The 25,830-nt window shown below is 56.9% G+C and carries 26 protein-coding genes and 4 pseudogenes; 16 read left to right on the top strand and 14 right to left on the bottom strand.

Annotation, left to right across the window (positions count from 1 at the left end):
* Positions 1–41 precede the first annotated feature (41 nt).
* The 8 genes from IPM61_16550 to IPM61_16515 all read left to right on the top strand — a co-directional run bounded on the left by IPM61_16550 (position 42) and on the right by IPM61_16515 (position 11,036).
* Positions 42–743, top strand: coding sequence for an adenylate/guanylate cyclase domain-containing protein (locus IPM61_16550; protein MBK8912911.1), 702 nt, complete (start codon positions 42–44; stop codon positions 741–743).
* Entirely contained in the window at positions 740–2,710 is a 1,971-nt protein-coding gene (locus tag IPM61_16545) for a tetratricopeptide repeat protein (protein ID MBK8912910.1), read from the top strand. Before IPM61_16550 ends, IPM61_16545 begins: the two co-directional genes overlap by 4 nt.
* Positions 2,707–4,755: a tetratricopeptide repeat protein gene (locus tag IPM61_16540; protein ID MBK8912909.1), complete on the top strand. Its 2,049-nt coding sequence runs from the start codon at positions 2,707–2,709 to the stop codon at positions 4,753–4,755. The genes IPM61_16545 and IPM61_16540 overlap by 4 nt, the downstream gene beginning before the upstream one ends.
* Positions 4,752–6,329: a tetratricopeptide repeat protein gene (locus IPM61_16535; protein MBK8912908.1), complete on the top strand. Its 1,578-nt coding sequence runs from the start codon at positions 4,752–4,754 to the stop codon at positions 6,327–6,329. Before IPM61_16540 ends, IPM61_16535 begins: the two co-directional genes overlap by 4 nt.
* Positions 6,302–6,643 (top strand): adenylate/guanylate cyclase domain-containing protein, encoded by a 342-nt coding sequence (locus IPM61_16530; GenBank protein ID MBK8912907.1) that lies wholly within the window; start codon positions 6,302–6,304, stop codon positions 6,641–6,643. The genes IPM61_16535 and IPM61_16530 overlap by 28 nt, the downstream gene beginning before the upstream one ends.
* Positions 6,640–8,769, top strand: a complete 2,130-nt coding sequence (locus tag IPM61_16525) for a tetratricopeptide repeat protein (protein MBK8912906.1) — start codon at positions 6,640–6,642, stop codon at positions 8,767–8,769. The genes IPM61_16530 and IPM61_16525 overlap by 4 nt, the downstream gene beginning before the upstream one ends.
* A 37-nt stretch (positions 8,770–8,806) precedes the next feature.
* A complete protein-coding gene (locus IPM61_16520; protein MBK8912905.1) occupies positions 8,807–10,327 on the top strand; it encodes a PQQ-binding-like beta-propeller repeat protein in 1,521 nt (506 codons plus the stop codon).
* A gap of 145 nt (positions 10,328–10,472) precedes the next feature.
* Positions 10,473–11,036: an ankyrin repeat domain-containing protein gene (locus IPM61_16515; GenBank protein MBK8912904.1), complete on the top strand. Its 564-nt coding sequence runs from the start codon at positions 10,473–10,475 to the stop codon at positions 11,034–11,036.
* Positions 11,037–11,283: 247 nt separating this feature from the next.
* Here the strand turns inward: IPM61_16515 and IPM61_16510 are convergent, their stop codons facing one another.
* The 4 genes from IPM61_16510 to IPM61_16495 all read right to left on the bottom strand — a co-directional run bounded on the left by IPM61_16510 (position 11,284) and on the right by IPM61_16495 (position 12,871).
* A complete protein-coding gene (locus IPM61_16510; protein ID MBK8912903.1) occupies positions 11,284–11,910 on the bottom strand; it encodes a hypothetical protein in 627 nt (208 codons plus the stop codon).
* Between the two features lie 85 nt (positions 11,911–11,995).
* Entirely contained in the window at positions 11,996–12,271 is a 276-nt protein-coding gene (locus IPM61_16505) for a hypothetical protein (GenBank protein ID MBK8912902.1), read from the bottom strand.
* Positions 12,268–12,456, bottom strand: a complete 189-nt coding sequence (locus IPM61_16500; GenBank protein ID MBK8912901.1) for a VWA domain-containing protein — start codon at positions 12,454–12,456, stop codon at positions 12,268–12,270. The genes IPM61_16505 and IPM61_16500 overlap by 4 nt, the downstream gene beginning before the upstream one ends.
* Positions 12,392–12,871, bottom strand: coding sequence for a hypothetical protein (locus IPM61_16495; protein MBK8912900.1), 480 nt, complete (start codon positions 12,869–12,871; stop codon positions 12,392–12,394). Before IPM61_16495 ends, IPM61_16500 begins: the two co-directional genes overlap by 65 nt.
* Before the next feature lie 61 nt (positions 12,872–12,932).
* Between IPM61_16495 and IPM61_16490 the strand changes: the two genes are divergently transcribed.
* From IPM61_16490 to IPM61_16465, 6 genes are all read left to right on the top strand, one after another.
* Positions 12,933–13,073 (top strand): hypothetical protein, encoded by a 141-nt coding sequence (locus tag IPM61_16490; GenBank protein MBK8912899.1) that lies wholly within the window; start codon positions 12,933–12,935, stop codon positions 13,071–13,073.
* A 170-nt stretch (positions 13,074–13,243) separates the two neighbouring features.
* Entirely contained in the window at positions 13,244–13,471 is a 228-nt protein-coding gene (locus IPM61_16485; GenBank protein ID MBK8912898.1) for a hypothetical protein, read from the top strand.
* Positions 13,472–13,553: 82 nt separating this feature from the next.
* Positions 13,554–14,645 carry a hypothetical protein gene (locus IPM61_16480; protein MBK8912897.1) on the top strand — a complete coding sequence of 364 codons (1,092 nt, stop codon included), beginning with the start codon at positions 13,554–13,556 and terminating at the stop codon, positions 14,643–14,645.
* A gap of 64 nt (positions 14,646–14,709) precedes the next feature.
* Positions 14,710–15,330 carry a hypothetical protein gene (locus IPM61_16475; GenBank protein MBK8912896.1) on the top strand — a complete coding sequence of 207 codons (621 nt, stop codon included), beginning with the start codon at positions 14,710–14,712 and terminating at the stop codon, positions 15,328–15,330.
* A gap of 261 nt (positions 15,331–15,591) precedes the next feature.
* The gene (locus tag IPM61_16470) at positions 15,592–16,173 is read left to right on the top strand and encodes a restriction endonuclease subunit S (GenBank protein MBK8912895.1); all 582 of its coding nucleotides are present in this window, start codon (positions 15,592–15,594) and stop codon (positions 16,171–16,173) included.
* Positions 16,170–16,766, top strand: coding sequence for a restriction endonuclease subunit S (locus tag IPM61_16465; protein ID MBK8912894.1), 597 nt, complete (start codon positions 16,170–16,172; stop codon positions 16,764–16,766). The genes IPM61_16470 and IPM61_16465 overlap by 4 nt, the downstream gene beginning before the upstream one ends.
* A gap of 280 nt (positions 16,767–17,046) precedes the next feature.
* Here IPM61_16465 and IPM61_16460 read toward each other — a convergent pair whose 3' ends face one another.
* The 10 genes and pseudogenes from IPM61_16460 to IPM61_16415 form a co-directional block, all read right to left on the bottom strand.
* Positions 17,047–17,670: a 2,3-diphosphoglycerate-dependent phosphoglycerate mutase gene (locus tag IPM61_16460; GenBank protein MBK8912893.1), complete on the bottom strand. Its 624-nt coding sequence runs from the start codon at positions 17,668–17,670 to the stop codon at positions 17,047–17,049.
* A 110-nt stretch (positions 17,671–17,780) separates the two neighbouring features.
* Positions 17,781–18,536, bottom strand: a complete 756-nt coding sequence (locus tag IPM61_16455) for a hypothetical protein (GenBank protein MBK8912892.1) — start codon at positions 18,534–18,536, stop codon at positions 17,781–17,783.
* Between the two features lie 52 nt (positions 18,537–18,588).
* Positions 18,589–19,811: pseudogene (locus IPM61_16450) on the bottom strand (acetate kinase).
* Between the two features lie 175 nt (positions 19,812–19,986).
* Positions 19,987–20,488: pseudogene (locus IPM61_16445) on the bottom strand (NADH-quinone oxidoreductase subunit I).
* A gap of 99 nt (positions 20,489–20,587) precedes the next feature.
* Positions 20,588–21,620, bottom strand: a pseudogene (gene nuoH / locus IPM61_16440) (NADH-quinone oxidoreductase subunit NuoH).
* Between the two features lie 85 nt (positions 21,621–21,705).
* Positions 21,706–21,852: a hypothetical protein gene (locus IPM61_16435; protein MBK8912891.1), complete on the bottom strand. Its 147-nt coding sequence runs from the start codon at positions 21,850–21,852 to the stop codon at positions 21,706–21,708.
* A gap of 15 nt (positions 21,853–21,867) precedes the next feature.
* Complete coding sequence (locus IPM61_16430; protein ID MBK8912890.1) at positions 21,868–22,062, bottom strand: hypothetical protein; 195 nt, start codon at positions 22,060–22,062, stop codon at positions 21,868–21,870.
* Complete coding sequence (locus tag IPM61_16425) at positions 22,032–22,193, bottom strand: molybdopterin-dependent oxidoreductase (GenBank protein ID MBK8912889.1); 162 nt, start codon at positions 22,191–22,193, stop codon at positions 22,032–22,034. The genes IPM61_16430 and IPM61_16425 overlap by 31 nt, the downstream gene beginning before the upstream one ends.
* An 18-nt stretch (positions 22,194–22,211) precedes the next feature.
* A complete protein-coding gene (locus tag IPM61_16420; GenBank protein MBK8912888.1) occupies positions 22,212–22,637 on the bottom strand; it encodes a hypothetical protein in 426 nt (141 codons plus the stop codon).
* Between the two features lie 70 nt (positions 22,638–22,707).
* A pseudogene (locus IPM61_16415) lies at positions 22,708–23,265 on the bottom strand (hypothetical protein).
* 1,058 nt (positions 23,266–24,323) lie between these two features.
* Here IPM61_16415 and IPM61_16410 point away from each other — a divergent pair.
* Positions 24,324–24,536: a hypothetical protein gene (locus tag IPM61_16410; GenBank protein ID MBK8912887.1), complete on the top strand. Its 213-nt coding sequence runs from the start codon at positions 24,324–24,326 to the stop codon at positions 24,534–24,536.
* On the top strand, positions 24,523–24,951 hold the full coding sequence (locus IPM61_16405) for a hypothetical protein (protein MBK8912886.1): 429 nt from the start codon (positions 24,523–24,525) through the stop codon (positions 24,949–24,951). The genes IPM61_16410 and IPM61_16405 overlap by 14 nt, the downstream gene beginning before the upstream one ends.
* The last annotated feature ends 879 nt before the right edge of the window (positions 24,952–25,830 follow it).

Below are 25,830 nucleotides of genomic sequence, written 5' to 3'. Positions count from 1 at the left end.
AAGAGGCAATTCAAGTAGAGCAACAACGGCAGATTGCTGAGATGGAAAAACGCACTGCTGCTGAACGTGCACGTGCAAAAGCCACCGAGGAGCTTCTCCACAAAACTCTTCCGCCAAGCATTGCCAACCGGATGATCTCCGGCGAGCGCCAGATTGCCGACCGCTTCGACTCCGCCAGCATCCTCTTCGCCGATGTTGTCGGCTTTACCCCGATGACTGCGCGGATGCCAGCGGGCGCAGTGCTGGAGTTCATGAACTTCGTCTTCGCGCATTTCGATGCCATTGCTGCGAAGCATGGCTGCGAGCGAATCAAGACAATCGGCGACGGCTACATGGCGGCGTGCGGCGCACCAATTGAGTGCGCGGACCACGCGGAGCGGATAGCAAGAATGGCAATGGAGATGCTGGAAGATGTGGCACTGCCAGCCAGCATCACGGAGCATCTGCCAGATGGGAGTGAGTTCGAGATACGAATCGGCCTGCACACAGGGAGCATCACCGGCGGAGTAATCGGGACGGGCAAACTGGCCTACGACATCTACGGCGACGCAGTAAACACCGCCAGCCGGATGGAGAGCCACGGAGAAGCGGGGAAGATTCACGTGAGCGAGGAGTTCGCCGTCGCCCTTTCTTCGGCAATGAACACCGGCGAACTCCCGATCACATTAGAAGAGCGTGGCGAGCTGAACATCAAAGGGAAAGGAACGCTTCGGACCTATTTTCTCAATCAAATCATTCCATGAATCCAGAAACAACCCTCACCGACTTGCGTGCTGCCGTAGCCGCAGCCGCTACACCCGCCGAACGCACCGGTGCGTTGAACCAACTTGCCAGGGAGTTGGAGCGGCAAGGAGAATATGCCGAGAGTTTTGCTGCCGCCGAGGAAGCCGAGGCCGCAGCCAAGCAAGCGGGGGATATAGCTGCCGAGGCGGATGCGTTGCGCTTGCAAGGGGTGGCGTGTTTGCAGAAGGGTAAGTACAGCACGGCGTTGCCATTGCTGGAGGAGTCGTTGAATCTGTGGGAACATCTTGGCAATGGTTCCGGCACGGATCGCACCCTCAACAACATCGGGAATGTGTACCGGAGCCTCTCGGAGTACCCGAAAGCGTTGGAGTATTACAGTCGTGCGCTTTTCCTCTATGAAGAACTTGGGGATCGTTCCGGTGTTGCCCGTGCCACCGGGAACATCGGGCTTGTGTACTGGAACCTTTCGGATTACCCGAAGGCGTTGGAGTATGACAGCCGTGCGCTTGCGTTATTTGAAGAGCTTGGTGATCGTTCCGGTGTTGCCACTGTCACCAACAACATTGGGAATGTATACATGAACCTTTCGGAGTACTTGAAATCGTTGGAGTATTACACCCGTGCGTTTGCCCTATTTGAAGAGCTTGGCGAGCGTTCCGGTGTTGCTCGTATTACTGGGAACATCGGGCTTGTGTACGACCGTCTGTCGGAGTACCCGAAAGCGTTGGAGCATCTCAGTCATGGGCTTGCCATGCTTGAAGAGCTTGGTGATCGTTTCAGTGCTGCCGCTGTCACCGTGAGCATCGGGAATGTGTACGCGAGCCTTTCGGAGTATTCAAAATCATTGGAGCATTACCTCCGTGCGCTTGCCTTGTATGAAGAGCTTGGTGATCGTTCCGGCGTTGCCCTTGCCACCGGGAACATCGGATCACTCTACTCCCAAAAAACATTTGCCGACTACAACCCCATCAAAGCTGAAGAGCTTCTCCAGCAGGCAATCACCCTTGGCGAAGAGCTTGGAATCAATCAGAATCCCTATGCAGCCCACAAATCCTTAGCCGATCTCTACGAACAAGAAAACCGCTTCGAAGAAGCACTCACCACTTCAGAAAGAGTCCGCGAAGTGAAAGAGGAAGTCCAGAGTGAGGAAGCGAAGAAGAAGGCAATCCAAGTAGAACAGCAACGGCAGATTGCTGAGATGGAAAAACGCACGGCTGCCGAGCGTGCCGATGCCGAGGCCACCAAGCGAGTCCTCCACAACATCCTTCCACCAACCATCGCCCAACGTGTTGTTCGTGGTGAGGAACACATCGCCGAATCGTTCGAGTCGGTGACGGTGCTGTTTGCGGATATTGTTGGGTTTACGGTGCTCTCGCAACGGATCACGCCACAGGAGTTGGTGACGGGGTTGGATCTGTTGTTCAGCCAGTTCGATGAGTTGGCGGAGAAGTATGGGTTGGAGAAGATCAAGACGATTGGGGATGCGTACATGGCGGTGTCAGGATTGCCAGAGAGCCGCGAGGACCACGCAGAATCAGCGGCGCGAATGGCAATGGAGTTGGTGGAGGTTGTAGCAGGCTTCAATGGACTTGGCGATGGAGTTCGGCTGCAAGTACGGATCGGCTTGCACAGCGGAGAAGTGGTGGCAGGAATCATCGGGAAGAAGAAGTTTGCATACGACCTGTGGGGCGACGCAGTAAACACCGCGAGCCGAATGGAGAGCCACGGGGAGGCGGGGAGAATCCACGTGAGTGAGGAGTTCGCCGCCGCTCTTTCTTCGGCAATCAGCACCGGAGGACTCTCCATCACGCTGGAAGAACGTGGCGAACTAACCATCAAAGGGAAAGGAACCCTTCAGATCTATTTTCTCAATCAAGTAATTCCGCGAACTCAGACGAAACCCTCACAACCCTGCGCGCCGCTGTTGCTGCGGCCACCACACCCGCCGAGCACGCCAATGCGTTGAATCAGCTTGCCGAAGCATTAGATCGGCAAGGAGAATACGCCGAAAGCCTTGCTGCTGCCGAAGAAGCCCAAAGCCTTGCCAAAGAAGTGGGTGATGGCACTACCGAAGCAGGTGCATTGCGGTTGCAAGGAGTCGTCCATGCTCAAAGAGGGGCATACAGCACGGCGTTGCCGTTGCTGGAGCAATCGTTGAAGCTGTGCGAAGAGCTTGAGAATCGTTCTGGTGTTGCCCGTGCTATCAACAACATCGGGCTTGTGTACCAGAACCTTTCGGAGCACGCGAAGGCGTTGGAGTATCTCAGTCGTGGGCTTGCGTTGCAGGAAGAACTTGGCGAGCGTTCCGGTGTTGCCAAGACTGCTGTAGGCATCGGGAATGTGTATCTCTCTCTGTCGGAGTACGCGAAGGCGTTGGAGCATTACAATGGTGCGCTTGCGTTGCATGAAGAGCTTGGGGAGCGTTCTGGTGTTGCCAATGTCACTGGGAACATCGGGCTTGTGTACCAGTCTCTGTCGGATTATCCGAAGGCGTTGGAGCATTTCATCCATGCGCTTGCGTTGCATGAAGAACTTGGGAATTGTTCTGGTGTTGCCAATGTCACCGGGAACATCGGGAATGTGTACTTGCACCTTTCGGAGTACGCGAAGGCGTTGGAGTATCTCAGTCGTGGGCTTGCCCTACATGAAGAACTTGGGGAGCGTTCCGGTGTTGCTCGTGTTACCGGGAACATCGGGTTTGTATACGCTGCCCTCTCGGAGTACCCAAAGGCGTTAGAGTATTACGCTCGTGCGCTTGCGTTGCAGGAAGAGCTTGGCAATCGTTCTGGTGTTGCTCGTGTCACCGGGGACATTGGAACTGTGTATGGCTCCCTCTCGGAGTACACGAAGGCGTTGGAGTATTTCAGCCGTACGCTTGCGTTGTATGAAGAGCTTGGCGAACGTTCCGGTGTTGCTAATGTTACCGGGAACATCGGAACTGTGTACACCTTTCTATCGGAGTACCCGAAGGCGTTGGAGTATTATCGCCGTGCGCTTACCATGCATGAAGAGCTTGGTGAGCATTCCGGTGTTGCCAACATCACCGGAAACATCGGCTTACTCTACTCACAACAAGCGTTCGCCGAGTACAATCCCACCAAAGCCGAAGAGCTTCTCTGCCAAGCAATTACTCTCAACGAAGAGTTGGGAACAAAGCAGAAGCTCTATGTAGCCCATAAGTTTTTAGCCAAGCTCTACGAGCAAGAATCCCGCTTTGAGGAAGCACTCACCTACTTCAAGAAATTCCACGAAGTGAAAGAGGAAGTTCAGAGTGAGGAAGCCAAGAAGAAGGCCATCCAAGTAGAGCAACAACGGCAGATTGCGGAGATGGAGAAACGTACCGCTGCTGAACGCGCCGATGCCGAAGCCACCAAGCGGGTTCTTCACAACATTCTCCCTCCAACCATCGCCCAACGTGTTGTTCGGGGCGAGGAACATATCGCCGAATCGTTCGAGTCGGTGACGGTGTTGTTCGCGGACATTGTTGGCTTCACGGTGCTCTCGCAACGGATCACGCCACAGGAGTTGGTGACGGGGTTGGACGTGCTGTTCAGCCAGTTCGATGAGTTGGCGGAGAAGTATGGGTTGGAGAAGATCAAGACGATTGGCGATGCGTACATGGCAGTGTCGGGATTGCCGGAAAGTCGGGAGGACCACGCAGAATCAGCAGCCCGAATGGCGATAGAGTTGGTGGAGGTGGTTGCGGGATTTGATGGGCTTGGCGATGGAGTACGGCTGCAAGTACGAATTGGCTTACACAGCGGTGAGGTGGTGGCAGGAATCATCGGAAAGAAGAAGTTCGCGTACGACCTGTGGGGCGACGCAGTAAACACCGCCAGCCGAATGGAAAGCCACGGGGAGGCGGGAAAGATTCACGTGAGTGAGGAGTTTGCGGAAGAGCTTCGGCGGCGCGGGGGCGAACTCCCCATCACATTAGAAGAACGTGGCGAGCTGAACATCAAAGGGAAAGGAACCCTTCGGACCTATTTTCTCAATCAAGTAATTCCATGAACTCAGACGAAACCCTCACAACCCTCCGCGCTGCCGTAGCCGCAGCGGCCACCGAAGCCGAACGCGCCGGTGCGTTAAATCAGCTTGCCGAGGAGTTGGAACGGCAAGGCCATTACGCTGAAAGTCTTGCTGCCGCCGAAGAAGCTCAAATCCTTGCCAAAGAATCGGGGCATGGAGCTGCCGAGGCGGAGGCGTTGCGGCTGCAAGGGGGCGTTCATTATCGCAAGGGTGATTACCGCACAGCGTTGTTGGTGTTGGAACAATCGCTGGAACTGTATGAAGGGCTTGGTAATCGTGCCAACATTGCCCGTGCCACCAGCAACATCGGGAGTGTGTGCTGGAACCTCTCGGATTATCCGAAAGCGTTGGAGTATTACACCCGTGCTCTTGCGTTGCATGAAGAGCTTGGCGAGCGTTCCGGCGTTGCCATTGTCACGATGAACATCGGGGTTGTGTACGCGAACCTTTCGGAGTACCCGAAAGCGTTGGAGTATGGCACCCGTGCGCTTGCTGTGCATGAAGAGCTTGGTGAGCGTTCCGGCATTGCCCGTGGCACCAACAACATCGGGACTGTGTACGAATCCCTCTCGGAGTACTCGAAAGCGTTGGAGTATTTCAGCCGTGCGCTTGCTCTATTTGAAGAGCTTGGTGATCGTTCCGGTGTTGCCACTGTCACCGGGAACATCGGGAATGTGTACAGGAGCCTCTCGGAGTATCCAAAGTCGTTGGAGTATCTCAGCCGTGTGCTTGCCCTGCATGAAGAGCTTGGTGATCGTTCCAGTGTTGCCCGTGTCACTGGGAACATCGGGGGTGTGTACTGGAACCTTTCGGAGTACCCGAAGGCGTTGGAGTATGGCATTCGTGCTCTTACCCTGCATGAAGAGCTTGGTGATCGTTCCGGTGTTGCCGGTGTCACGGGGAACATCGGCTCACTCTACGCCCAAAAAGGATTCGCCGAGTACAACCCCACCAAAGCCGAAGAGCTTCTGCAGCAAGCAATCGCTCTCAACGAAGAGTTGGGAACAAAAAGTCAACTCTACTCAGCCCACAAATCCTTAGCCAATCTCTACGAACAAGAAGACCGTTTCGAGGAAGCCGTCACCCACTTCAAGAAATTCCAAGAGATCTATCAAGAAGTCCAGAGTGAGGAAGCGAAGAAGAAGGCCATCCAAGTAGAGCAACAACGGCAGATTGCGGAGATGGAGAAACGTACCGCTGCTGAACGCGCCGATGCCGAAGCCACCAAACGAGTCCTTCACAACATCCTTCCACCAACCATCGCCCAACGTGTTGTTCGGGGCGAGGAACATATCGCCGAATCGTTCGAGTCGGTGACGGTGTTGTTCGCGGATATTGTTGGATTCACGGTGCTCTCGCAAGGGATCACCCACGGGAGTTGGTTGCAGGTTTGGATCTGTTATTCAGCCAGTTCGATGAGTTGGCGGAGAAGTATGGGTTGGAGAAGATCAAGACGATTGGCGATGCGTACATGGCGGTGTCAGGATTGCCAGAGAGCCGCGAGGACCACGCAGAATCAGCGGCGCGAATGGCAATGGAGTTGGTGGAGGTTGTAGCAGGCTTCAATGGACTTGGCGATGGAGTTCGGCTGCAAGTACGGATCGGCTTGCACAGCGGAGAAGTGGTGGCAGGAATCATCGGAAAGAAGAAGTTCGCATACGACCTGTGGGGCGACGCAGTAAACACCGCCAGCCGAATGGAAAGCCACGGGGAGGCGGGGAGAATCCACGTGAGTGAGGAGTTCGCCGCCGCACTTTCTTCGGCAATCAGCACCGGCGAACTCCCGATCACCTTGGAAGAACGTGGCGAACTAACCATCAAAGGGAAAGGAACGCTTCGGACCTATTTTCTCAATCAAATAATTCCATGAATCCAGACGAAACCCTCACCGCCCTCCGTGCCGCCGTGGCCGCAGCAACCACCAAAGCCGAACGCGCCGGTGCGCTGAACCATCTTGCTAGAGAATTAGTGCAGCAAAGCCAGTATGCTGAAAGTCTTGCCGCCGCGGCGGAAGCCCATGCCGCAGCCAAAGAAGCAGGTGATGTTGCTGCCGAGGCAGATGCGTTGCAGCTGCAAGGTATCATTCATGCTCAAAGAGGGGAGTACTCCACGGCATTATTGCTGTTTGAGGAGGCATTGCAGTTGCATGAAGAGCTTGGGGGGCGTGCTAGCGTTGCCCGTGTCGTCAGTAACATCGGGAATGTGTACACCTACCTTTCGGAGTACTCGAAAGCGTTGGAGTATTACACCCGTGCGCTTGTCGTGCATGAAGAGCTTGGTGAGCGTTCCGGTGTTGCCCGTGTCATGGGGAACATCGGGACTGTGTACCAGAACCTTTCGGAGTACCCGAAGGCGTTGGAGTGTTTCAGCCATGCGCTTGCGTTGCATGAAGAGCTTGGGGAACGTTCCGGTATTGCCCGTGTCACCGGGAACATTGGGGTTGTATACATCAGCCTCTCGCAGTATCCAAAGGCGTTGGAGTCTTACATGCACGCGCTTGCCATGCATGAAGAGCTTGGTGAGCGTTCCGGTGTTGCCCGTATCACCGTGAACATTGGGGCTGTGTACGCGAAACTTTCGGAGTACTCGAAAGCATTGGAGTATTACACCCGTGCGCTTGCCCTGTGTGAAGAGCTTGGCGATCGTTTGGGTGTTGCCAGTGTCACCGGAAACATCGGAATTGTGTATCGAAGCCTCTCGGAGTACTCGAAAGCGTTGGAGTATTACACTCGTGCGCTTGCCCTGTGTGAAGAGCTTAGCGATCGTTTGAGTGTTGCCCGTGTCACCATCAACATCGGGGCTGTGTACGCGACCCTTTCGGAGTACTCGAAAGCGTTGGAGTATTACACCCGTGCGCTTGCCTTGCATGAAGAGCTTGGTGAGCGTTCCGGTGTTGCCAGTGTCACCGGGAACATCGGGACTGTGTACCAGAACCTCTCGGAGTACTCGAAGGCCTTGGAGTATCTCAGCCGTGCACTTGCGTTGCATGAAGAGCTTGGCGAGCGTGCTGGTACTGCTATTGTCACCGGAAGCATCGGCTCACTCTACTCACAGCAAGCATTCGCCGGCTATAATTCCACCAAAGCCGAAGAATTTCTGCAGCAGGCAATCACCCTTTGCGAAGAGCTGGGAACAAAAGACCACCTCTATATAGCCCACAAAGATTTAGCCACCCTCTACGAGCAAGAATCCCGCTTCGAAGATGCACTTACCCACTTCAAAAAATTCCAAGAACTCTACCAAGAAGTCCACAGTGAGGAAGCCAAGAAGAAGGCCATCCAAGTAGAGCAACAACGGCAGATTGCGGAGATGGAGAAACGTACCGCTGCTGAACGCGCCGATGCCGAAGCCACCAAACGAGTCCTTCACAACATCCTTCCACCAACCATCGCCCAACGTGTTGTTCGGGGCGAGGAACATATCGCCGAATCGTTCGAGTCGGTGACGGTGCTGTTTGCGGATATTGTTGGCTTCACGGTGATCTCGCAAGGGGTCACGCCGTGGGAGTTAGTGACGGGGTTGGACCTGTTATTCAGCCAGTTCGATGAGTTGGCGGAGAAGTATGGGTTGGAGAAGATCAAGACGATTGGGGATGCGTACATGGCGGTATCAGGGTTGCCAGAGAGCCGCGAGGATCATGCAGAATCAGCGGCGCGAATGGCGATAGAGTTAGTGGAGGTTGTAGCAGGCTTCAATGGACTTGGCGATGGAGTCCGGCTGCAAGTACGGATTGGCTTGCACAGCGGTGAGGTGGTGGCAGGGATCATCGGGAAGAAGAAGTTCGCATACGACCTGTGGGGCGACGCAGTAAACACGGCCAGCCGAATGGAAAGCCACGGGGAGGCGGGGAGAATCCACGTGAGCGAGGAGTTTGCGGAAGAGCTTCGGCGCGGGGGAGCCGTTGCTTCCTCAATGACCTTGCTGGAACGCGGGATGATGGAGGTGAAAGGGAAGGGGGCGATGCGCACCTATTTCCTTTCAACAGAAAAATCCTAACTACTTTTGCGCCTGCAATCCAATCAAACTCCCTTCAATGAAACTGACCTTCCTTCTTCTTGCTGCGCTGCTGCTGGCTCCATGCTCTGTTGCGGTTTCGCAGCCGTTCAACATGGCGCAGCAGCAGATTGCCGTTGAACGCCGTGCCAATCTGTTCCAGGGGCCGCCGGTGCGGATTACCGATGGCTCCTCGATGTACATGAAGCTGAAATCGGACCGCATTTCTCCCGCGCCCGCTATTGACAGCAGTGCCTTGTACGTGGCAACCGACAATGGAGTGATCGTGGCGTTTGCAGATATGGCCGCGAGCGTTGTTGGCAAGGCCGACGGCGCGGTGAACGGCGCGCCCGCCATTCATTCCGGAACCTTGTACGCCGGCAGCAGCGACGGCACGCTCTACGCCTTTACTCTGGATTCCCACCAGCTTGCATGGAAGTTCAAGGGGGGCGCGGCGTTCACCACAACGCCGCTTGCGGTGGAGGGGCTGGTTGTTGCCGGTTGCGATGATGGATTCATCTACGCCATTGATCCCAACGGAAACTCCGGAACCCTGAAATGGAAATATCAGCTTGCCGGAAAACCAACCTCACCAGCCTGGAAAGATGGTGTGGTCTATGTGGGGACCGACGAGCCCGCCACCTACGCCATTGATGCCACCACCGGCACGCTGATATGGAAAACCGATGGCTGGGGAGGGCAAATCGTGCTGGGGAAATGGCAGGTGTTTGCCGCCGGAACCACCGGCCTGGCAATGCTGAACAACCTGAGCGGCGGGCGCGTCTGGCAGTTCCTGGAAACTGGACCAGGGAGCGTCCACATCTCCGCAAGCGATGGCCTTGTGGTGGCCAGCACCAGCACCGGAACGGTGTTCGGGCTGGACCCGGAGGAAGGGACAAAGCGTTGGCAAATGGATGGCCTTCAAAGGCTTCTTTCCCCCGCCGCGCTTTGCCAGGATGTTGGCTATCTGGTGGACTTCAACTGGAACGTCGTGGCCTTCAGCTTGGCCGATGGAACAAAACTGTGGGAGCAGGAAGCCGGATTCGGATACGGTGGAATGGGAACGCCCGCATTGCTGAAAGGGACCTTGTACGTTGCCACCCCCGAAAAAGTGGTGATGATCTCTTCGGCAGAGCTTGGGGATGCGATTGCCGCCGACACCACCAACAGTGCCCCCATTCCCGACCTGCAAGCCAACGACCCCAATGCCCCCCTGTTCGATGCCGCCAAGCAGGGGAACCTTGAACGGGTCCGCCAGCTGTTGGATAGCGGAACGCCCGTTGACACCACCAACGAGTTCGGCGAAACCACGCTGATGGCTGCGGGCTGGACCGGAAATGTGGAGGTTGTTGGGCTGCTGCTGGAACGGGGTCCTAGTCAACAAACGGGATGTCCACGGTGTCACCCCGCTGATGCACGCGGCGTGGGAGGGGCAAACGTCGGTGGTGAAACTTCTGCTGAACCGGGGCGGGCGGGTGAACGATACCGATACCTCGGGGCGAACGGCCATTGCCCATGCGGCATGGGAGGGAAGGGACGCAACGGTGCAACTGCTTCTTGAAAACGGAGCCAACCCCGACATCCCCGATAACAACAACGTCACCCCGCTGATGCACGCGGCAATCGAGGGGCACAGCGGCGCGGTGCAACTGCTGTTGCAGGCAAAGGCGGGAACGGCGGCGGTCTCCGCTGGGGGGAAAAGCGCGATGGGGTACGCGATTGATTACGGCCAGTTGGAGATCGTCCGGCTGCTGCACGCGGCTGGCGCAACGCTCCCCGCCCCCGACTCGCTTGGCATCACCCCGGTGATGATGCAAGCCGCCCAGGGGAACACCACAATGCTGGGGCTGCTGATTGAATTTGGCGCAAACCCAAACGCACGCGCCAACGACGGCGAAACGGCCTTGCACAAAGCCGTGCTGCAGGAGCAGTTTGAAGTTGTTCCGATGCTTCTGGCACAACGGGCCGATGTCAACGCTGCCTCAACTGCCGGGGAAACGCCGCTCCTCTATGCCTGCTACCGCGCCAACCCCGACCTTGTGGCAACGCTCCTTGCTGCCGGGGCCAATGCCAACCATAGCGATAACGACGGGTTCACGCCCCTGATGTTCGCGGCGCAAACACAATGCTTGGAATGCGTGAAGCTGCTGCTGGCAAAGAAACCCAATCTGAAAAAGAAGAACGTGTTTGACGACACCGCCCTTTCCATCGCCACAAAAAATGGCGCAACGGAGATTGTGGCTCTGCTGAAAAAAGCGGGCGCGAAATAGAAACGGCACAAATACCAAACCGGCTGCCGCCAATGGAACAATTGGCAGCAGCCGGATGGCTTGATAAGCAGAGTAGGCCTCTACGCTAAACAAGACTCCACAAGCCGGTGGAATGTCGCACGCCGAAAAAATATTTTTGGAAGGGGTGATTCATCCCGCTGGGTGCTGGGCCGGGCGTTGCCGGGCCGCGCTCATCTGCGGAACGCGGGGGCCTTCCGCGCCCCGCAGTGAACGTTATCCAACAGGCTTACCGTTGGCGCGGGGCCTGTTTTTCGTTGCTTCGGTTCTGGTGAACTTCCGCATCCTTCTTGGCGATGTTGTCCGCCAGCTTCTCCAGCATCTTGATCTCCGTTGTTAGCCCTGCATCCATCAGCTGCACGTTCTGCAGCGAGGCCAGCGTTTTGGCGCGGTTGACCGCCTGGAGCGCCTGATCCCGCTTCCCTTCGGCGAACAACGTGCAGCCGTCGCGCAGGCCAAAGTAGATGTTCGTCAGTGCCGTTGCCAGCTTGATTCCGTCGTGGGTGAAGTACTGCGCCCCAGGCTCCAATTTCGCCTGGCCGTTGTGGCGAACTTCCTGCTCCTCGCGGTGCTTCTCCCCGCCAACGTCGGTAAAGCTTAAGGTCCCTGTGGCAAGCAGGTCGCCATTGTTGAAGCTGAGGGTTCCGTTGTCTTCCCGCTCGTACCGGAGCACAATCGCGCCACGGTTGGAGGAAAGGAACACCGTCGGGACATGAAGCATTGCGTCGCGGTCGCCAGGCTTCCAGGTTGGCAGGCCGTAGACGGCTTTCAGTTTCAGCCCGGCCGGCGTTTTGATGGTGACGTTCAGGTCGTAGACCAGCGGCGTTACCAAGTAATCAAACTCCGTATCGAACACCTTCGCAATCTTTTCCGGGGTTTCCAGATAGAAGAAATTTCCGCCGCGAAGCTGTGAGATGTGATAGATCAGCGTGTGGCCAAAATCAACGCCAACGCCAAAGGCTGTTAGGCCAATCCCTTCGGTGGCATACCGCTGGGTAAGCGTGCGGAAGCTGGCGGAATCGGTTCCGCGCGTTCGGCATCGCGTCGGTAAACAGGAACAGCCGCTTCGATGCGCCGTCGCGTGCGGGAAGCCGCGAAAGCTCCGCGAACCCAAGCTGCAATCCTGTCTCGATGTTGGTTCCGCCGTCGGGGGTGATTCCATCAATCAGCTTCTGCACGGCGGCTTTGTCCCCAACCCGGGTTGCCGGAAGGATCACCTTGGTGCATCGTCGAATTGGATGATGGCAAGCTCGTCGTTGGCGGTCAACTGTTCCACCAGCTTGTGCAATGCCTTCTTCACCGATTCCATGCTTTCCCCCTCCATCGAGCCGCTTCGGTCAATCACCACCGCCAGCTGCAAGTTCTGGCGGCGGAACTCCTCGGCCTTGATGTTGGAGTTCATTCCCCAAATGGAGGAACAGCGCGTTGGTGCGGTCGTCGGCGGCGGGGGCAAAGCCGTAGCCAAGCGATAAGCAGAGTTTGGCGTTGCATTCCCCCGATGGAGTTGGGATGTCGTGTTCGCTGTACAGCCCTTCGGGGGAGAAGTCAATGAAGTTGGGGACGTGCCCTTGCTCAATCAGCCGCCGAGCGTAGCCGATGTCCTTTGCGCCGCCAATGGTTGCCCCCAACGCGCCGGACATCATCCGTGGCGAGGCGAACCCCGCAATGCTTCCCCCAAGCCGCTTCCGCTCACGGTCTTCAGCGAAGGTGGCGCGGGGGCGGCAACCTCGAACGAACTGTTCGTCCGAACCCGAACATCCATATCTAACGGATTGGAGGCCCGCGCCCACTATCCACCGATGTGCTGCCGGATTCATCTTGGGCGAACGCTGGAAGGGTGGCAAAAGAAAAAGCAGAGGGCAAGCCCGTGCAGCCAGTATGCGAGCCAACGTGGCGGCGGCCCGGCTGTGCGTGGTGTGGATAAAGGTCATGGCGATTTTTTTGAAAGCGTTGTTGAACTGCGTGATTGCGCTTGGCCGCGGCAAGCCAGTTAAACTCACCCGTTGGTTTGGCAACTGATCGGGCCGCTGCGTGTTGAATCTTTTTTCTTGGGAAACGATTGCCGGAGTGGCAACCAGCGTGAGGACGGAGGATATGTAGCTCTGTAACACCCCCGCCCGATTGGCTTGCCGAACGCCCCGCACCGACGTAGTTTGCCACGGTCGGTTGCATGAATCCACTTTAACCGTATGGCTCGACTTCTCTGCTTCATCGTCTGCTTCATCGCTCTTTTTGCCAGCGTGGCGTTGCTGCCGGCGCAAACCGGCGGCATCACCGTCACCCCCCGGAACTCTATCCTCGGATGGAATGAGCTGACCATCACCGCCCCGGGCGAATTCAGGAAATCACCTCGGTCATCACGCCGAACGTGGAGTTGGAAGGGGGGATGTACTCCTGCCAGAACGAAGTCCGGCTGAAGGTGCTGGTCAACACGGCCAGCGAAACGGTGACCGTGAACCTGAACGTCCGGATTGCCGTGGGAATGTGGCGGCCTTCCCGATGCGGCTGAACACCACGTGGAATCTGGATACCATCCGGTTCGGAAGAATTGAGATGGGGAAGACCGGCTGCCAGCTGTTCCGAATCTCCTTGAATGGAATCGTTGGAATTGGCGGATCGGTGACGCTCGATTCGGTGACGACCCCCCTCCGCAACGTCCGCATCAAGCTCCCAACGCGGCTTCCGCTGAACATCCCGCGCGGGTCGGAATTCAAGTATGAAGTCTGCTTCGAGTCGGACGAACCGGGGCTGTATCAGTTTCCGGTGATCACGTGGATTCGCCGCCCGTTCCCCAGCGGCGGTTGGGGAACATATCCCGTTGCCGACACCGGAGTGGTGCGTGTGATGGAGCCGAATCGCATCCCCGACGAAGTGAAAGATTGGCTTCCCGACCCGCCGTTGCAGGACCCCACCACCTTCCGTTCGGTTGCGGTGCCGAACGCCATCATCCCCAAAAAAGGGAAATTCTTTCTTGGCAGCTACGACCTTCTTGGCTTGGTCGGCGGCTATTCTTTTAGCGATAACTTCATGCTGCTTGCCGGCGGCGCGTTGCCGCTGCCAGATGATTGGGGCGGGGTCCGCGGCGATGCCTTTGGAGCCTACTCCATTGGGGCAAAAGGAAGCTGGGAAGTTGCCGACAAACTGAACGTTGCGGCCGGCTACCAGGTTGGGCGCAGCGTGCTGGATAAGGAGGCCACGCCGGAGTTGGAGTCCAGCATATTTTTCCACGCCCCCTACGCTGCAATCAGCTACGGGGACGACAGCAGCCGGGTCTCGGCAACGTTGGGGTATGTCTTCAAACGGCATCACACCTTTATTCAGCTTCCCAGCGGCGATTTTTTTGAGGAGTACGATCGCGACGCGCCGGTAGTGGCCGTTGGCGGGGATTACCAGTTTGCCCGTGGGTGGAAAGTTGCCGGGGAAGCGGCCTACATGAAAACGCTTGGTGTGGTTCCGATTATCGGGACGGTGCGGTATTTCGGCCAGACCTACGCCATTGATGCCGGGGTGGGATATGTTGGGGATCACCACCGAAGGAACCGATACCGGCGATTCCCCTTGCCCCATCTTTCGGCGGTCTTTGTGTTTTGAAACGGAACTCTCTAACCTTCACCGTGTCCTTGATGCACACAAATAGATGAGTACACAACACCAGATGAAACATCAACTTCTGATTCTGCTTGGCGGCATTGGGTTGCTGCTTGGCCTTCCGCTTTGTGCGGTTGCTGGGTTATCCGAGCCTGTAAGCAGCCTTGACGAAAGCCCGATTGTTGAAGATTTTGGGTTCGTCCGGGCCGAGTTCTCCGCCGATGCTATCGAGCGGATGGGGGGATCCGAGGCAACGTCGCGGGTGGTTGGATACCGCCCTGCCGACACCAACTACCACAATAAAGCAGTGCTGATTGTCAGGACCGACAGCTCCGGCAACATCGTTTTGATGAACCTGCTGCTTGATCTATCCTTAACCCAGGACACGGCCCAGTATTGGTACGCAGCGCGGCTGACGAAAGCCTTCTTCAACAGCACGTTGGATGAGGATGCGGTGGAGCCTTTCCATCCGTTGCTTGCGCAAATTGCGTATCCCCGCTTGCTGCGGATGCGGTTGCCACAGGAGAAGCCGGAGCACCTCCCCGATTTCCCGACCTCGGATTACATGACGTTCATCGGACGGCAACGGATTTTTGCGCGAACCTACGGCGCGGTCTCCATGGTGATGGAGATGACCACCGTGGAGGAACTCCCAATGACCTCCATCCTCCTGCAACGCGCCTCGTGATGGGGGCAACGTGATCTCCATTCGTTGGCCCCGTGCGCGGCTCCCCCTCTTGGGAGGGGGCTGGGGGGTGGGTTGGGGACACCCGCGAACCAAACGTCCATTCCCGAATCTCAGGATCAGCAAGCCTCGGTGACGAGCGGAAAACCGCCACCCGTTCGGTGGTGCCCCCGAACCCACCCCGCCCTGTCGGGCACCCCTCCGTTGGAGGGGGACGCTTCGGGGGGATTCGGAGAAAACCTGTCAACCCATACCCAGAAACCGATGAACTACATCGAACAAATGGTCGCCGAGCTTTGCCCGCGGGGGGTGGAGTTTCGGGAGTTGGGGGAGATATGCCAAATTCAGACAGGAAAGCTGAATGCGAATAAGGCTGTACCGAATGGAGCATACCCATTTTTTACTTGCTCCAAGGATGTCTCAAGAATTGATAGCTACAGGTGGGATACAGAAGCACTTTTACTTGCTGGGAATGGTTATCTGGGAGATGTCAAACATTACTGTGGGAAATTTGATGCCTATCAACGAACGTATGTATTGACAGGTTTTAGTTCGGAAATTTCTCCAAGGTTCTTGTATTTCATACTCTCAAATGGTTTTACTGAGTGGGCAGAAAAACATCAAAAAGAAGGCTCAGTGCCATACATTGTTTTGTCTGTGGTTCAATCATTCCGCATCCCCCTCCCCCCGCTCCCCATCCAACAGGAAATCGTGCGGGTGTTGGATACGTTCAGCCAGCTTGTGCGTGAGCTTCAGGCGAACCTGCAGGCGGAGCTTGTGGCGCGGCGGAAGCAGTATCAGTATTACCGTGACCAGTTGCTCAGTTTTGAGGGCGTAAGGATGTGAGGTGGGGGACGTTGGGGGAGATTGGCAACTTCATCCGCGGTTCTGGTATCCAAAAGTCGGACTTTACTGATTCCGGTTCAGGGTGTATTCACTACGGCCAAATTCACACGCACTATGGTACGTGGGCGAAGGAAGTGATATCGTTTATCAACCCAGAATTTGCCGCACGATTGCGAAAGGCTCAGGCTGGTGATCTCGTGATTGCGACGACAAGCGAGGACGACAAAGCTGTGGCCAAAGCGGTTGCTTGGCTGGGTGATGAGGCTGTGGCCGTGAGCACAGATGCGTACATTTTCCGGCACACAATCAACCCTAAGTATGTATCCTATTTTTTTCAAACAGAGCTTTTCCAGTCGCAAAAGAAGCCACACATCACTGGGACCAAAGTGCGTCGGATTTCTGGGGAGAGTTTGTCAAAGATCCGCATCCCGATTCCTTCTTTAGAAGTTCAAGAAGAGATCGTCACCATCCTGGACAAATTCGACGCGTTGGTGAATGACCTTTGCATCGGCTTGCCAGCAGAGATCGCCGCCCGCCAGAAGCAATACGAATACTACCGCGACCGGCTGTTGACATTTCCGGGGGCAGGGTGAGTGCGTTACCTCGGTGCGCGCCCCCCTCTTGGGAGGGGGCGGGGGGGTGGGTTGGGGACACACGCGAACCAAACGTCCATTCCCGAATCTCAGGATCAGCAAGCCTCGGTGACGAGCGGAAAACCGCCACCCGTTCGGTGGTGCCCCCGAACCCACCCCGCCCTGTCGGGCACCCCTCCGTTGGAGGGGAACGTTTCGGGAATTTTTGGATGGGGCCGCCCCAACCTCCGTCGGGATTGATAAAAGGGTAGCCGCCCCAACCTCCGTCGGGATTGGCAGGCTACAACTCCCGTTTTCCCACTACCGCAAGGGTTCCGTCTCCCTCAATTTCCATCTGGTAGGCAATCGGCACTCCGGTTGGGATGTTCAGCTCCAGGATAGATTCGTTCGTGTGGTTGTCCAGCGTGTAGATCAGCGAACGGAGGGAGTTCCCGTGGGCAACAACAAGAACGTTCAGGCCATTCAGCAGGTCGGGAACGATGTGGGCTTGGTAGTAGGGCATCACCCGTTTCATGCAAAGCTCCAAGCTCTCGGCTTCCGCGCCTGGGGGGGGGATGTTGAAGCTGCGCCGCCAGATGTGCACTTGCTCATCGCCATATTTGGCGGCGGTTTCCGCTTTGTTCAGCCCTTGTAAATCGCCGTAGTGGCGTTCGTTCAAGGCTTGGTCCTGGGTGAGCTGAAGGCTCTGCATTCCGGCGGCTTCCAGCGCGATGGTGGCCGTGTTGATTGCCCGCATCAGCCGCGAGGTATATACCCGGTCAATCGTCATCCCGCGAAGTTTCTCCCCGGCTTGGCGTGCTTCCTCGCGCCCGGCATCGCTAAGGTCAATATCCACCCATCCGGTGAAACGATTCTCCAAGTTCCATTGCGATTGGCCGTGGCGCAGTAAAATCAGTGTGGGCATAGCTGTGAATCTGGTTGAGTGTTAGTTGGTTGGTTGATCGGTTCCGTTGGTTGGTTCGGCTGGCGGCGGGGTTGGGGGCGAGCCGGCTGGCTGGCCATCGGGGAGGTATTTCAGCGCGGGCATATCCTAGAGATGCCGTGGTAGAACAGGTAGCGGTAGAGTGTGTTCAGGGCGGGAAGATCCTCCCTGGCGCAAGCCGTACCGAACGTCCCCACGCAGATACCGCTCGTGGAAACGCCCGGCCAATGTTGTGTTCGCTTTGTGCTGCGGCATCGGGAATGGCCAGCCCTGGCTTGCTCCGCCGCCGCAGCAAACTCCTGAAGCTGGGCATCGCTCAGTTTCCCAACTCGTCCCCAGCAACAAGGTAGGGAGGAATGCCTCGGCCATATCCTCCCACTCGTCGGAAAGGTCAAACATTGCGCGGATGCCGCTTCCATCAAACACTGCGTCGTCGCCGGCAAGCAGTGCGGCATCGGCGGCGGCAAGCATTTGCGGAACGCTGGCATCGGCAGGAAGGGTGATAAGCCGTGGGGCGATGTCATGCTTTCCAGCAGAACAATCCGCGCCACCAATGCCGCAAACCCGTGCGGCTGTTTCACCGCAATGGTGTTGATGCTGGTCAATCCTTGGTTGAATATCAGCTTCAGCATCCCCGCAAACCCTCCGGTCATTATCCCGAACTGCGGAACCAGCGCGTAATCCATACAAGGCGAGCTTGCATATTCCAACGGTGAGGTTATCACAACGTCGGCGGTGTCGGCAAGCAGCATCTCCTCGGGTTCGGTGGTTGGCCGCAGCGTCCAGCCTTGCTGCTGCAAGGCGGCAACAACCACGAGCGCGAACTGCGGGGAATAAGCAACGATCATGGATGTTCGATAAATCAGTGGAGTGTGACGTTGTTGGCTACCAGCTTGGACTTCAATCCCCGCACAAGCCGACCGTGTCGCGGGCAATCAGCAATTCTTCGTCGGTCGGGATAACGTAGGCGTGAATCCGTGAGTTCGCGGCGCTGATGCGTGCCTCGGTTCCGCTTCCCTGTGCTGTTGTTCCGTTCCCTGGTCCAGATGCAGCCCGAACCATTCCATCTGCTGGCAAACCCGCTGGCGGATGGTTGCGGAGTTCTCACCAATCCCGCCGGTAAAAACGATTGCATCTGCGCCATTCATCTCCGCCAAATATGCGCCAATATACTTCCGGATTCGGTGGACGAAAGATCTGCACGGCAAGGTGGGCGCGGCGGTCGTTGTTCTCTGCTCCTCGGCCAAAAGGTCGCGCATGTCGTTCGTCAAGCCGCTGATTCCCAGCAGCCCTGATTGCTTGTTGAGCAGCGTGTCCATTTGGGCGATGGTGAAGCCTTCTTTCTCCATCAAATATTCAATCACCGCCGACCACGTCGCCGCTGCGGGTTCCCATCACCAAGCCTTCCAGCGGGGTTAATCCCATCGGCATCAACCGAGCGTCCGCCGTGGATTGCCGCTGCCGAACATCCATTTCCCAAATGGAGCGTGATGATGTTGATCTGCTCCTTTGGCAGTTGCAGCTTCCGGTAGCGATAGGCAACGTAGCGGTGCGATATCCATGGAACCCGTACCGGCGCACGCGGTGGCGGCGGTAGAACTGGTAGGGAATGGCATACAGGAACGATTCCTCCGGCATGGAGTGATGGAACGCCGTGTCGAACACCGCCGATTGCGGAATCCCAGCCCCAAAAAATCTCCGTGACGCCGCAATCCCCCGAAGGTTGTCGGGTGCGCAGCGGGGCAAGGTCAATGCATTCCTCAATGCCGTCAATCACCTCCGGCGAGATCAGCGTGGATGCGGTGAAGTTTTCGCCGCCATGCACCACCCGGTACTTCCACGGCGGGATGTCGGCAAGGGAGTTGACCTGTGGGATGTCGGCATCGTCGCTTACCAGCCACCGCACGGCGATATCAATGGCGGCGCGGTATCCCGCACCGGTTGCGCGCTGCGGGTCACGCGTTTCGCTCCGTTCTCGAACCGAAGCAACCCCTGCGAGCCGATCCGCTCGATATCCCTTTGGCGATGCGGTGGTCGCTGTCGGTCGCCATTTTTTCTGGGTCGGTATCAATCACCTGGAACTTCAGCGATGACGAACCGGCGTTCAGCACCAAAACGTTCATTGTTCAGAAATGGGGAAGCTGATGGAAATTGAGTGACGAAAGAACAGGGTGGGGGGGGAAGCCCTGGGCAATCCAAACAAAGAACCCCGACGCATCGGGGTTCTTTGTTGTGTTCTTTTTCTTGCCGGGGTGTTGCTTCTGCTGGAATGCCGGAACACACGCCCCGCCACCGGCGTTAGCGATACTGCCGCAGGAACTCTGCCGCCCTGAAGTTGCGACACCGGCATCAGCAACCTATCTCTTCCCGAAGATGGCATCCTCAACGTTGGTGAATACCAGCTCGTAATCTTTGGACATCACGATGGCTTCCTCTGGGCAGACTTCCTCGCAGTAGCCGCAGATGATGCAGCGGAGCATGTTGATCCCGAACTTGGTGGGATACCGCTCCTTCTCGCGGTGGTCTCGCCGGCCCAAGCACCGATGGCAATTGCCGGGCAAACCCGCGAGCATAGCCCGCAAGCAACGCACCGTTCGCCATTTTCTTCTTCCACCAGCACCGGGCGGCCGCGGTAGCTTCCGGCGGGGGTGAAGCGTTCTTCGGGATACTCCCGGGTGAACTTCGGCGTGAACACTTGCTTGAAGGTCAGCGTCAAGCCGCGAGCGATTTCCGGGAGGTAAAGTTTCTCCCAAAAGCTCAAATCCTTGACCTTTTTTGCCTGGACGCTTTTCGTTGGCATGGTATCTGTTTCTGTGAGTTAGTTCGATTCTTGGGATCCGCGTGGCAACCCTTGCCGGCATTGGCGGCGTGGGCGGCGGTGTTGGGGTTGATTACGACTTCATTGCTTGGACACCACTGCGGTGGCAACAACGTTCAGCAGTGCTATCGGGAACATCACTTTCCAGCCAAGATTCATCAGCTGGTCGTAGCGGAAGCGGGGACACTAACGAACCCAGATGAAGACCGTTACCAGCATGAAGGTCTTAAAGGAGAACGCGCCGAACTGGAGCAACGCCCGCAGCCCTTCGTTTTGCTGGAAGAAGGCAAGGTCCTGCAGCCACGGCGCGTTGTAGCCGCCAAAGAAGATCGTGGTCATCAATGCCGACATCAGGATGACGTTGCCGTACTCCCCCAGGAAGAACAATCCGAACCGCAGCCCAGAGTATTCCGTGTGGAAGCCGCCAACCAGTTCTGGCTCGGCCTCGCCAAGTCAAACGGTGCGCGGTTGGTTTCGGCGAAGGCGGCAACCGTGGAAGATCAGGAATCCAATCGGCTGCACGAAGATGTTCCATTTGGGAAGGAATCCGAACCAATAGCCAGACTGCTGAATCACGATGTCGCTGATATTTAGCGACCCCATCACCAGCATCATTCCAATCAGCGAAAGCCCCATAGAAAGTTCGTAGCTGATCATCTGAGCCGAGCACCGCAAGCCCCCAGCAGCGAGTACTTGTTGTTCGACGACCACCCCGCAATGGTGATTCCATAGACCCCAAGCGAGGACAAGGCCAGCAGCAGAAGAATGCCAACATTCAGGCCGGGAGCGATGGTGGGATCAATCACTTTGCCGGCAATGGTAAAATCACCTGCAAGGGGGATCACGCACCAGAGCGCGATGGCAACGGTGATGGTGATGATCGGGCCAAAAAATGGAACCCCGGTGCGCTTGCTTCGGGACGATGTTCTCCTTCTTCACCAACTTCAGCACGTCGGCGAACGATTGCAGGGACTCGCGCCACCCCACACGGTTAGGCTAACGCGTTTCTAACTGACGCCGATAGCTTCCGTTCGTACAGCACCACGTAGGCCGCGCCGATCAGAAAGACGGAGGAGAACAACAAGGATTTTAGCGACAAGGATGCCGATGTCAAGCAATTCCATGAGAGGGAAGGTTGGTCGAAAAAGAACGGTTTGTGGATCGTCGGTTGATCGTTCGTTGGCCGCCGAAGGGCGTTGTTACTCCATCACCCGTGGGCGATAGTCGTGATGGTTTATACTGAACGCCGGGAGCCGTGGGCGGTCGCCACGTCCAAGTTCAATTCCCATGTAGGTGTCCAATGCTTCGTAGTTCATCTGGCGGAAGCTGGGGAGCTTTGCGCTCATCTCCTCAAAATATCTTCACCAGCGGTAGTCCCATTGCCCCCATTTGCCGGGCGATTGATTGATGCTTTGCCACGCAGGGCGTGCATCGCGGCGTGCGCCTTGGATCCAGCGGTCGTTGTTTACGCCGAACTTGTCCAGCCGTGACATCTTCATCCCCATGATCCGCTCGTTCTCCTTTGTCACCACGGCTGGGGTGAAGTGCTGTACCAATCCGGTGGCGTTGATAAAGTGCCTTCCTTTTCGGCGTAGGTGGACGTTGGCAGAATAACATCGGCCAGCTTCGCGATTTGGGTGTGGTTCCATGCGTGAACCACCAGCAGTTCCAAATGCGCCGTGCTCAACCACGTTATCTTTCAGGATCAGCGATTGGTCCAGCACGTATAACGCTTTGATAACTGCGGCGGATTTCCATCAACCGATCCACCCCAATCGCCCCTTTCCGTGAACAATCCCAACCTCCACCGCGCCGCGAGTGTTCGGGGTGCGGTCGGCAGTGCGGAGCATGGTGTCGGCAAATCGGGATCGCTGTGGCGCACAAAATCAACGTTCTGTATCCTGATCACTTCCCGAGCGAATCGGTTCAGCACGTAATTTTCTTCGTTGGTGGCGTAGGGGGAGCCAATCACCGCAACGTATTCCGGTTTGATCTTCCGCAGGCGTTCGGCCACCGCCGCAAACGCATCGCCAGGTGAGGCCGGGGCTTGCGTTCCATCCCGTTTCACTATTGGTTGCTCCACCCGTGCGGTGTTCACGTAGCGGTATTCGCCAACGCGCCCGGCACGCACATCCAGTAGGTGTTGACCTTCATGTTGGTGCGTGGCTCGCCGTAAAATCTCATTGTTCCGAACGCCAACGTCAATGTTGCACCCGCGCGAGCATCCGGTGGCAGATTGAGGGATTGAACGACATATCCCACACCTGCGCCTTGAACCGGAAATCGCGCGAGGTCAGCGCCAACCGGGCAGATGTCAATCACGTTCATGGAGTACGGGTTGTCCAGCTGGGTGCCGGGGAAAGTCTCGATGGAGACGTGATCCCCCCGTTGCACAAAGGTCAGCACCGGCTGCTGGGCAACCTCATCGCTAAAGCGGATGCAGCGGGAGCAGCTGATGCAGCGTTCGCCGTCGAACATCACCTCTGGGCCAAGCTCCACCCGTTTATCTTTATGGACTTTCAGCTCCACAAACCGGCTTTCGCCGCGCCCGTGGGTGAATGCGTAATCTTGCAGCTTGCACTGCCCGGCTTCGTCGCAGATTGGGCAATCCAGCGGGTGGTTAATCAGCAAGAACTCCATAATCGCCTCGCGTGCTTTTATCACGCGGGCGTTGTTGGTGATGGACAACCGGCCGTCGGCAACGGCGGTGGCGCAGGCAATGGCCAGCTTGGGGTTTTCTCCACTTCAATAAGGCACATCCGGCAGTTGCCGCTAACCGATAATGCCGGATGCCAGCAGAAGTGGGGGAGCATCAATGCCGTTGTCGGTTGCGGCTTCGGCGATCGTTTCTCCTGGGAGCGCAATCAATGGCCCTGCTGTCTATGGTAATTGCTGGCATGGGGAAGAAGCTGTGTGAGAGAGAGAAGCGATGAGATGTTTGGTTGATTGATGCAGCGGATGCCTCTTGCGGCAAGGAAAGAACGGTTGAGTTCACTATGTTGGAAAGAGGTTCCCGGAAGCTGCCGAAGAAGATGCCGCTGGTAATCGCGGGGCAAAAAAAGGTACAACGAACCGGAAAAACCGAAACGGTGGGAGAAGAGGGGCGATGTGTCAGTCCGTACTGGTGTGAAACGGGTGAGGAGGTAGGCCAACAAACCAAGCCAATTCTCAGAAGCGTTGGAAGGCCATTGTATCCAACCGGCAGGTGGAGGTTCCAAAGGATGGGAACTGTTGTAAATTGCGAGCCAGATGACCCGTTGTGGTACTTCGATACCGGCTGTTTGGCCAGCCCCGTTCGCACACAGGTTTCACGCATCAAGCCACCACGCCGCTGGCTTGATGCTGTTGGTTCTGCTGCTATTTGCCGCACCTTCCGCGCACGCTGCCATTATTGAATGGACGTTGGTCAACCCATGCTTGCCCACCCACCACCACTTTCGCTAACCTTGCTAATACACCGAGGTAGTCTCGAAGACGTGGGTTCGCTACATCACCCGCAACAGCAGCCGTGCCGGAGTTCCGTTTCCGGAGAGCGCGACCACCCAGAACGACACCTTCAACAGTTGATCTCGCTATCGCTGGGGCAGTTCGCATCAGCTCCACCAACGAACCTGCATCGCGCTTGGGGATGACCTCTACGCTTTCGCTTCTCCAATCCCGCAACGACCCCTACGGCGGTGAAGGAAGCCCTGTTCATCGGCGACCAGTTCACCTATGATGATTGATCAGCAGCTCCACCTGGGCATACCTCGCCGGACCGCCTTGACTACCGCGTTGCCCCGTCGCTTGGGGCATTTGTTGAAAGATAGGGATCGCCGTGGAAATCGAAACCAAACAGCGGTGGAACGATGGCAGCTTGCGTGTGGATCGCTTCGCCGGAATGGTGTTCCGCCTTCTTTACTCCATTTCCACTGGGGAAGCGCGGTGGCTTGCTGCGCGAACGCCAGTACACTGCCAGCTGGGAATGGTCCGGCTGCAAAACTTCACCGGACGGGCGCGGTTTACCGGTCTTAGCGATGCGGCCTTATGATCCACTCCAAACACCGTCATTTTCCTTACGTCCACGCCTCTCGTTGCAGGGGGCGTTCGGCTTCCTGTTCCAGACGGCAAGCGGGGGAGATGCGCCGAGCGTTGGGGTCGGCGAAGAATATGCCTGTTCCCGCAGCGACCAGCACGCCCAAGTGGTGCAAGGTGAAGGTGCGGGCGGCTTTCACCCGTTGGGGATCTTGATTGAAGTGCCGCCAAGCGCCGAGAATCTGCGGCTGAGCGTTGGGGCCGATCTTTCGCTGCGTGGCAGTTTTACCGCACGGCTTACCAACTCCTTCTATTTCCGTGTTCGCGCCGACAGCAACAACACCTTCCGCCAGCCCCAGCTGTTCGAGCATCCCTTCACGCTCTTCCTAAGCCTAATGATTAAGGGTGAGTGTGTACTGGGCACATATTAGTTAACGTTGGAAAGTTGCTTGACTTCCGTCGGGGTTAGGTGTAAGGTCTTAGCCTCGGTGTCATCTTCCGCCTTCGGCCTCTGGGGCAGGCTTAAAGACCTGTTATCAATCCTGACGGAGGACGTGCCGCTACCTCTTCCCTGAACCCCTTCGTTACCTGACGGGAAACTTGCTTCCGCTGTTTCCTGCGTATGCTCACGCCACAGCATCCCCTGCCGTATTCCGCCAACTCAGCCCCCCGCCACCCCCGGACGAATCTTCCGCCGAACCGGTATCCCGATTATCCCCATTTCGCAACCAACTATCGGTTGGGGATTGCCAATGGGGGAGCGGTTCAACACGGGCTGTCGTTCTTTCACTCCCGCACCATCATTCCTGATTTCTGAACCGGCTTGGCGCGCCGCAACGTGATTGCCCGCCACGTCGTTGTTCGAAACCATTGCGTCATTTGCCGCAGTTCCTTGTTTTGGTGTATGCATTCACCGCCCGCTGAAGCTACCTGTGTACCGGATGGCCGCCATTGTTCGGATGATCTGTGTTATGGTAATCGCCGCCCGTTGCTGTCGACTTCCTTCCTCACCATGGTGTTCTACCATTTTGTTTTGGGATTTGGCGCGTTTGCGTTGGCCGGGGGATTTGCCGGGTTGGTGTTCGCGAGCTTGTATTAAAACCTCGCCTGCCGCAGAAACGGGGAAGCTATTTCAGCTGGCGAGCAATTTGTGGGAATATCACCGCTGTAATTCTGGCGGCGAGATGGCTAATCACGGCGCACCGCGTTCCCTTACCAGCATGGACGTCGTTTGTGATTGGGGCGGTGGTGATTGGCGTAAGTTTACGCGTTTGCGCTGCAGAAGGAACCCCACCCGCGACCTTCCGCCA

The organism is Chlorobiota bacterium, from assembly GCA_016710285.1.
In the GTDB taxonomy this organism is placed as follows: domain Bacteria; phylum Bacteroidota; class Ignavibacteria; order OLB7; family OLB7; genus OLB7.
This window is presented reverse-complemented; position numbering and strand designations above follow the sequence as displayed.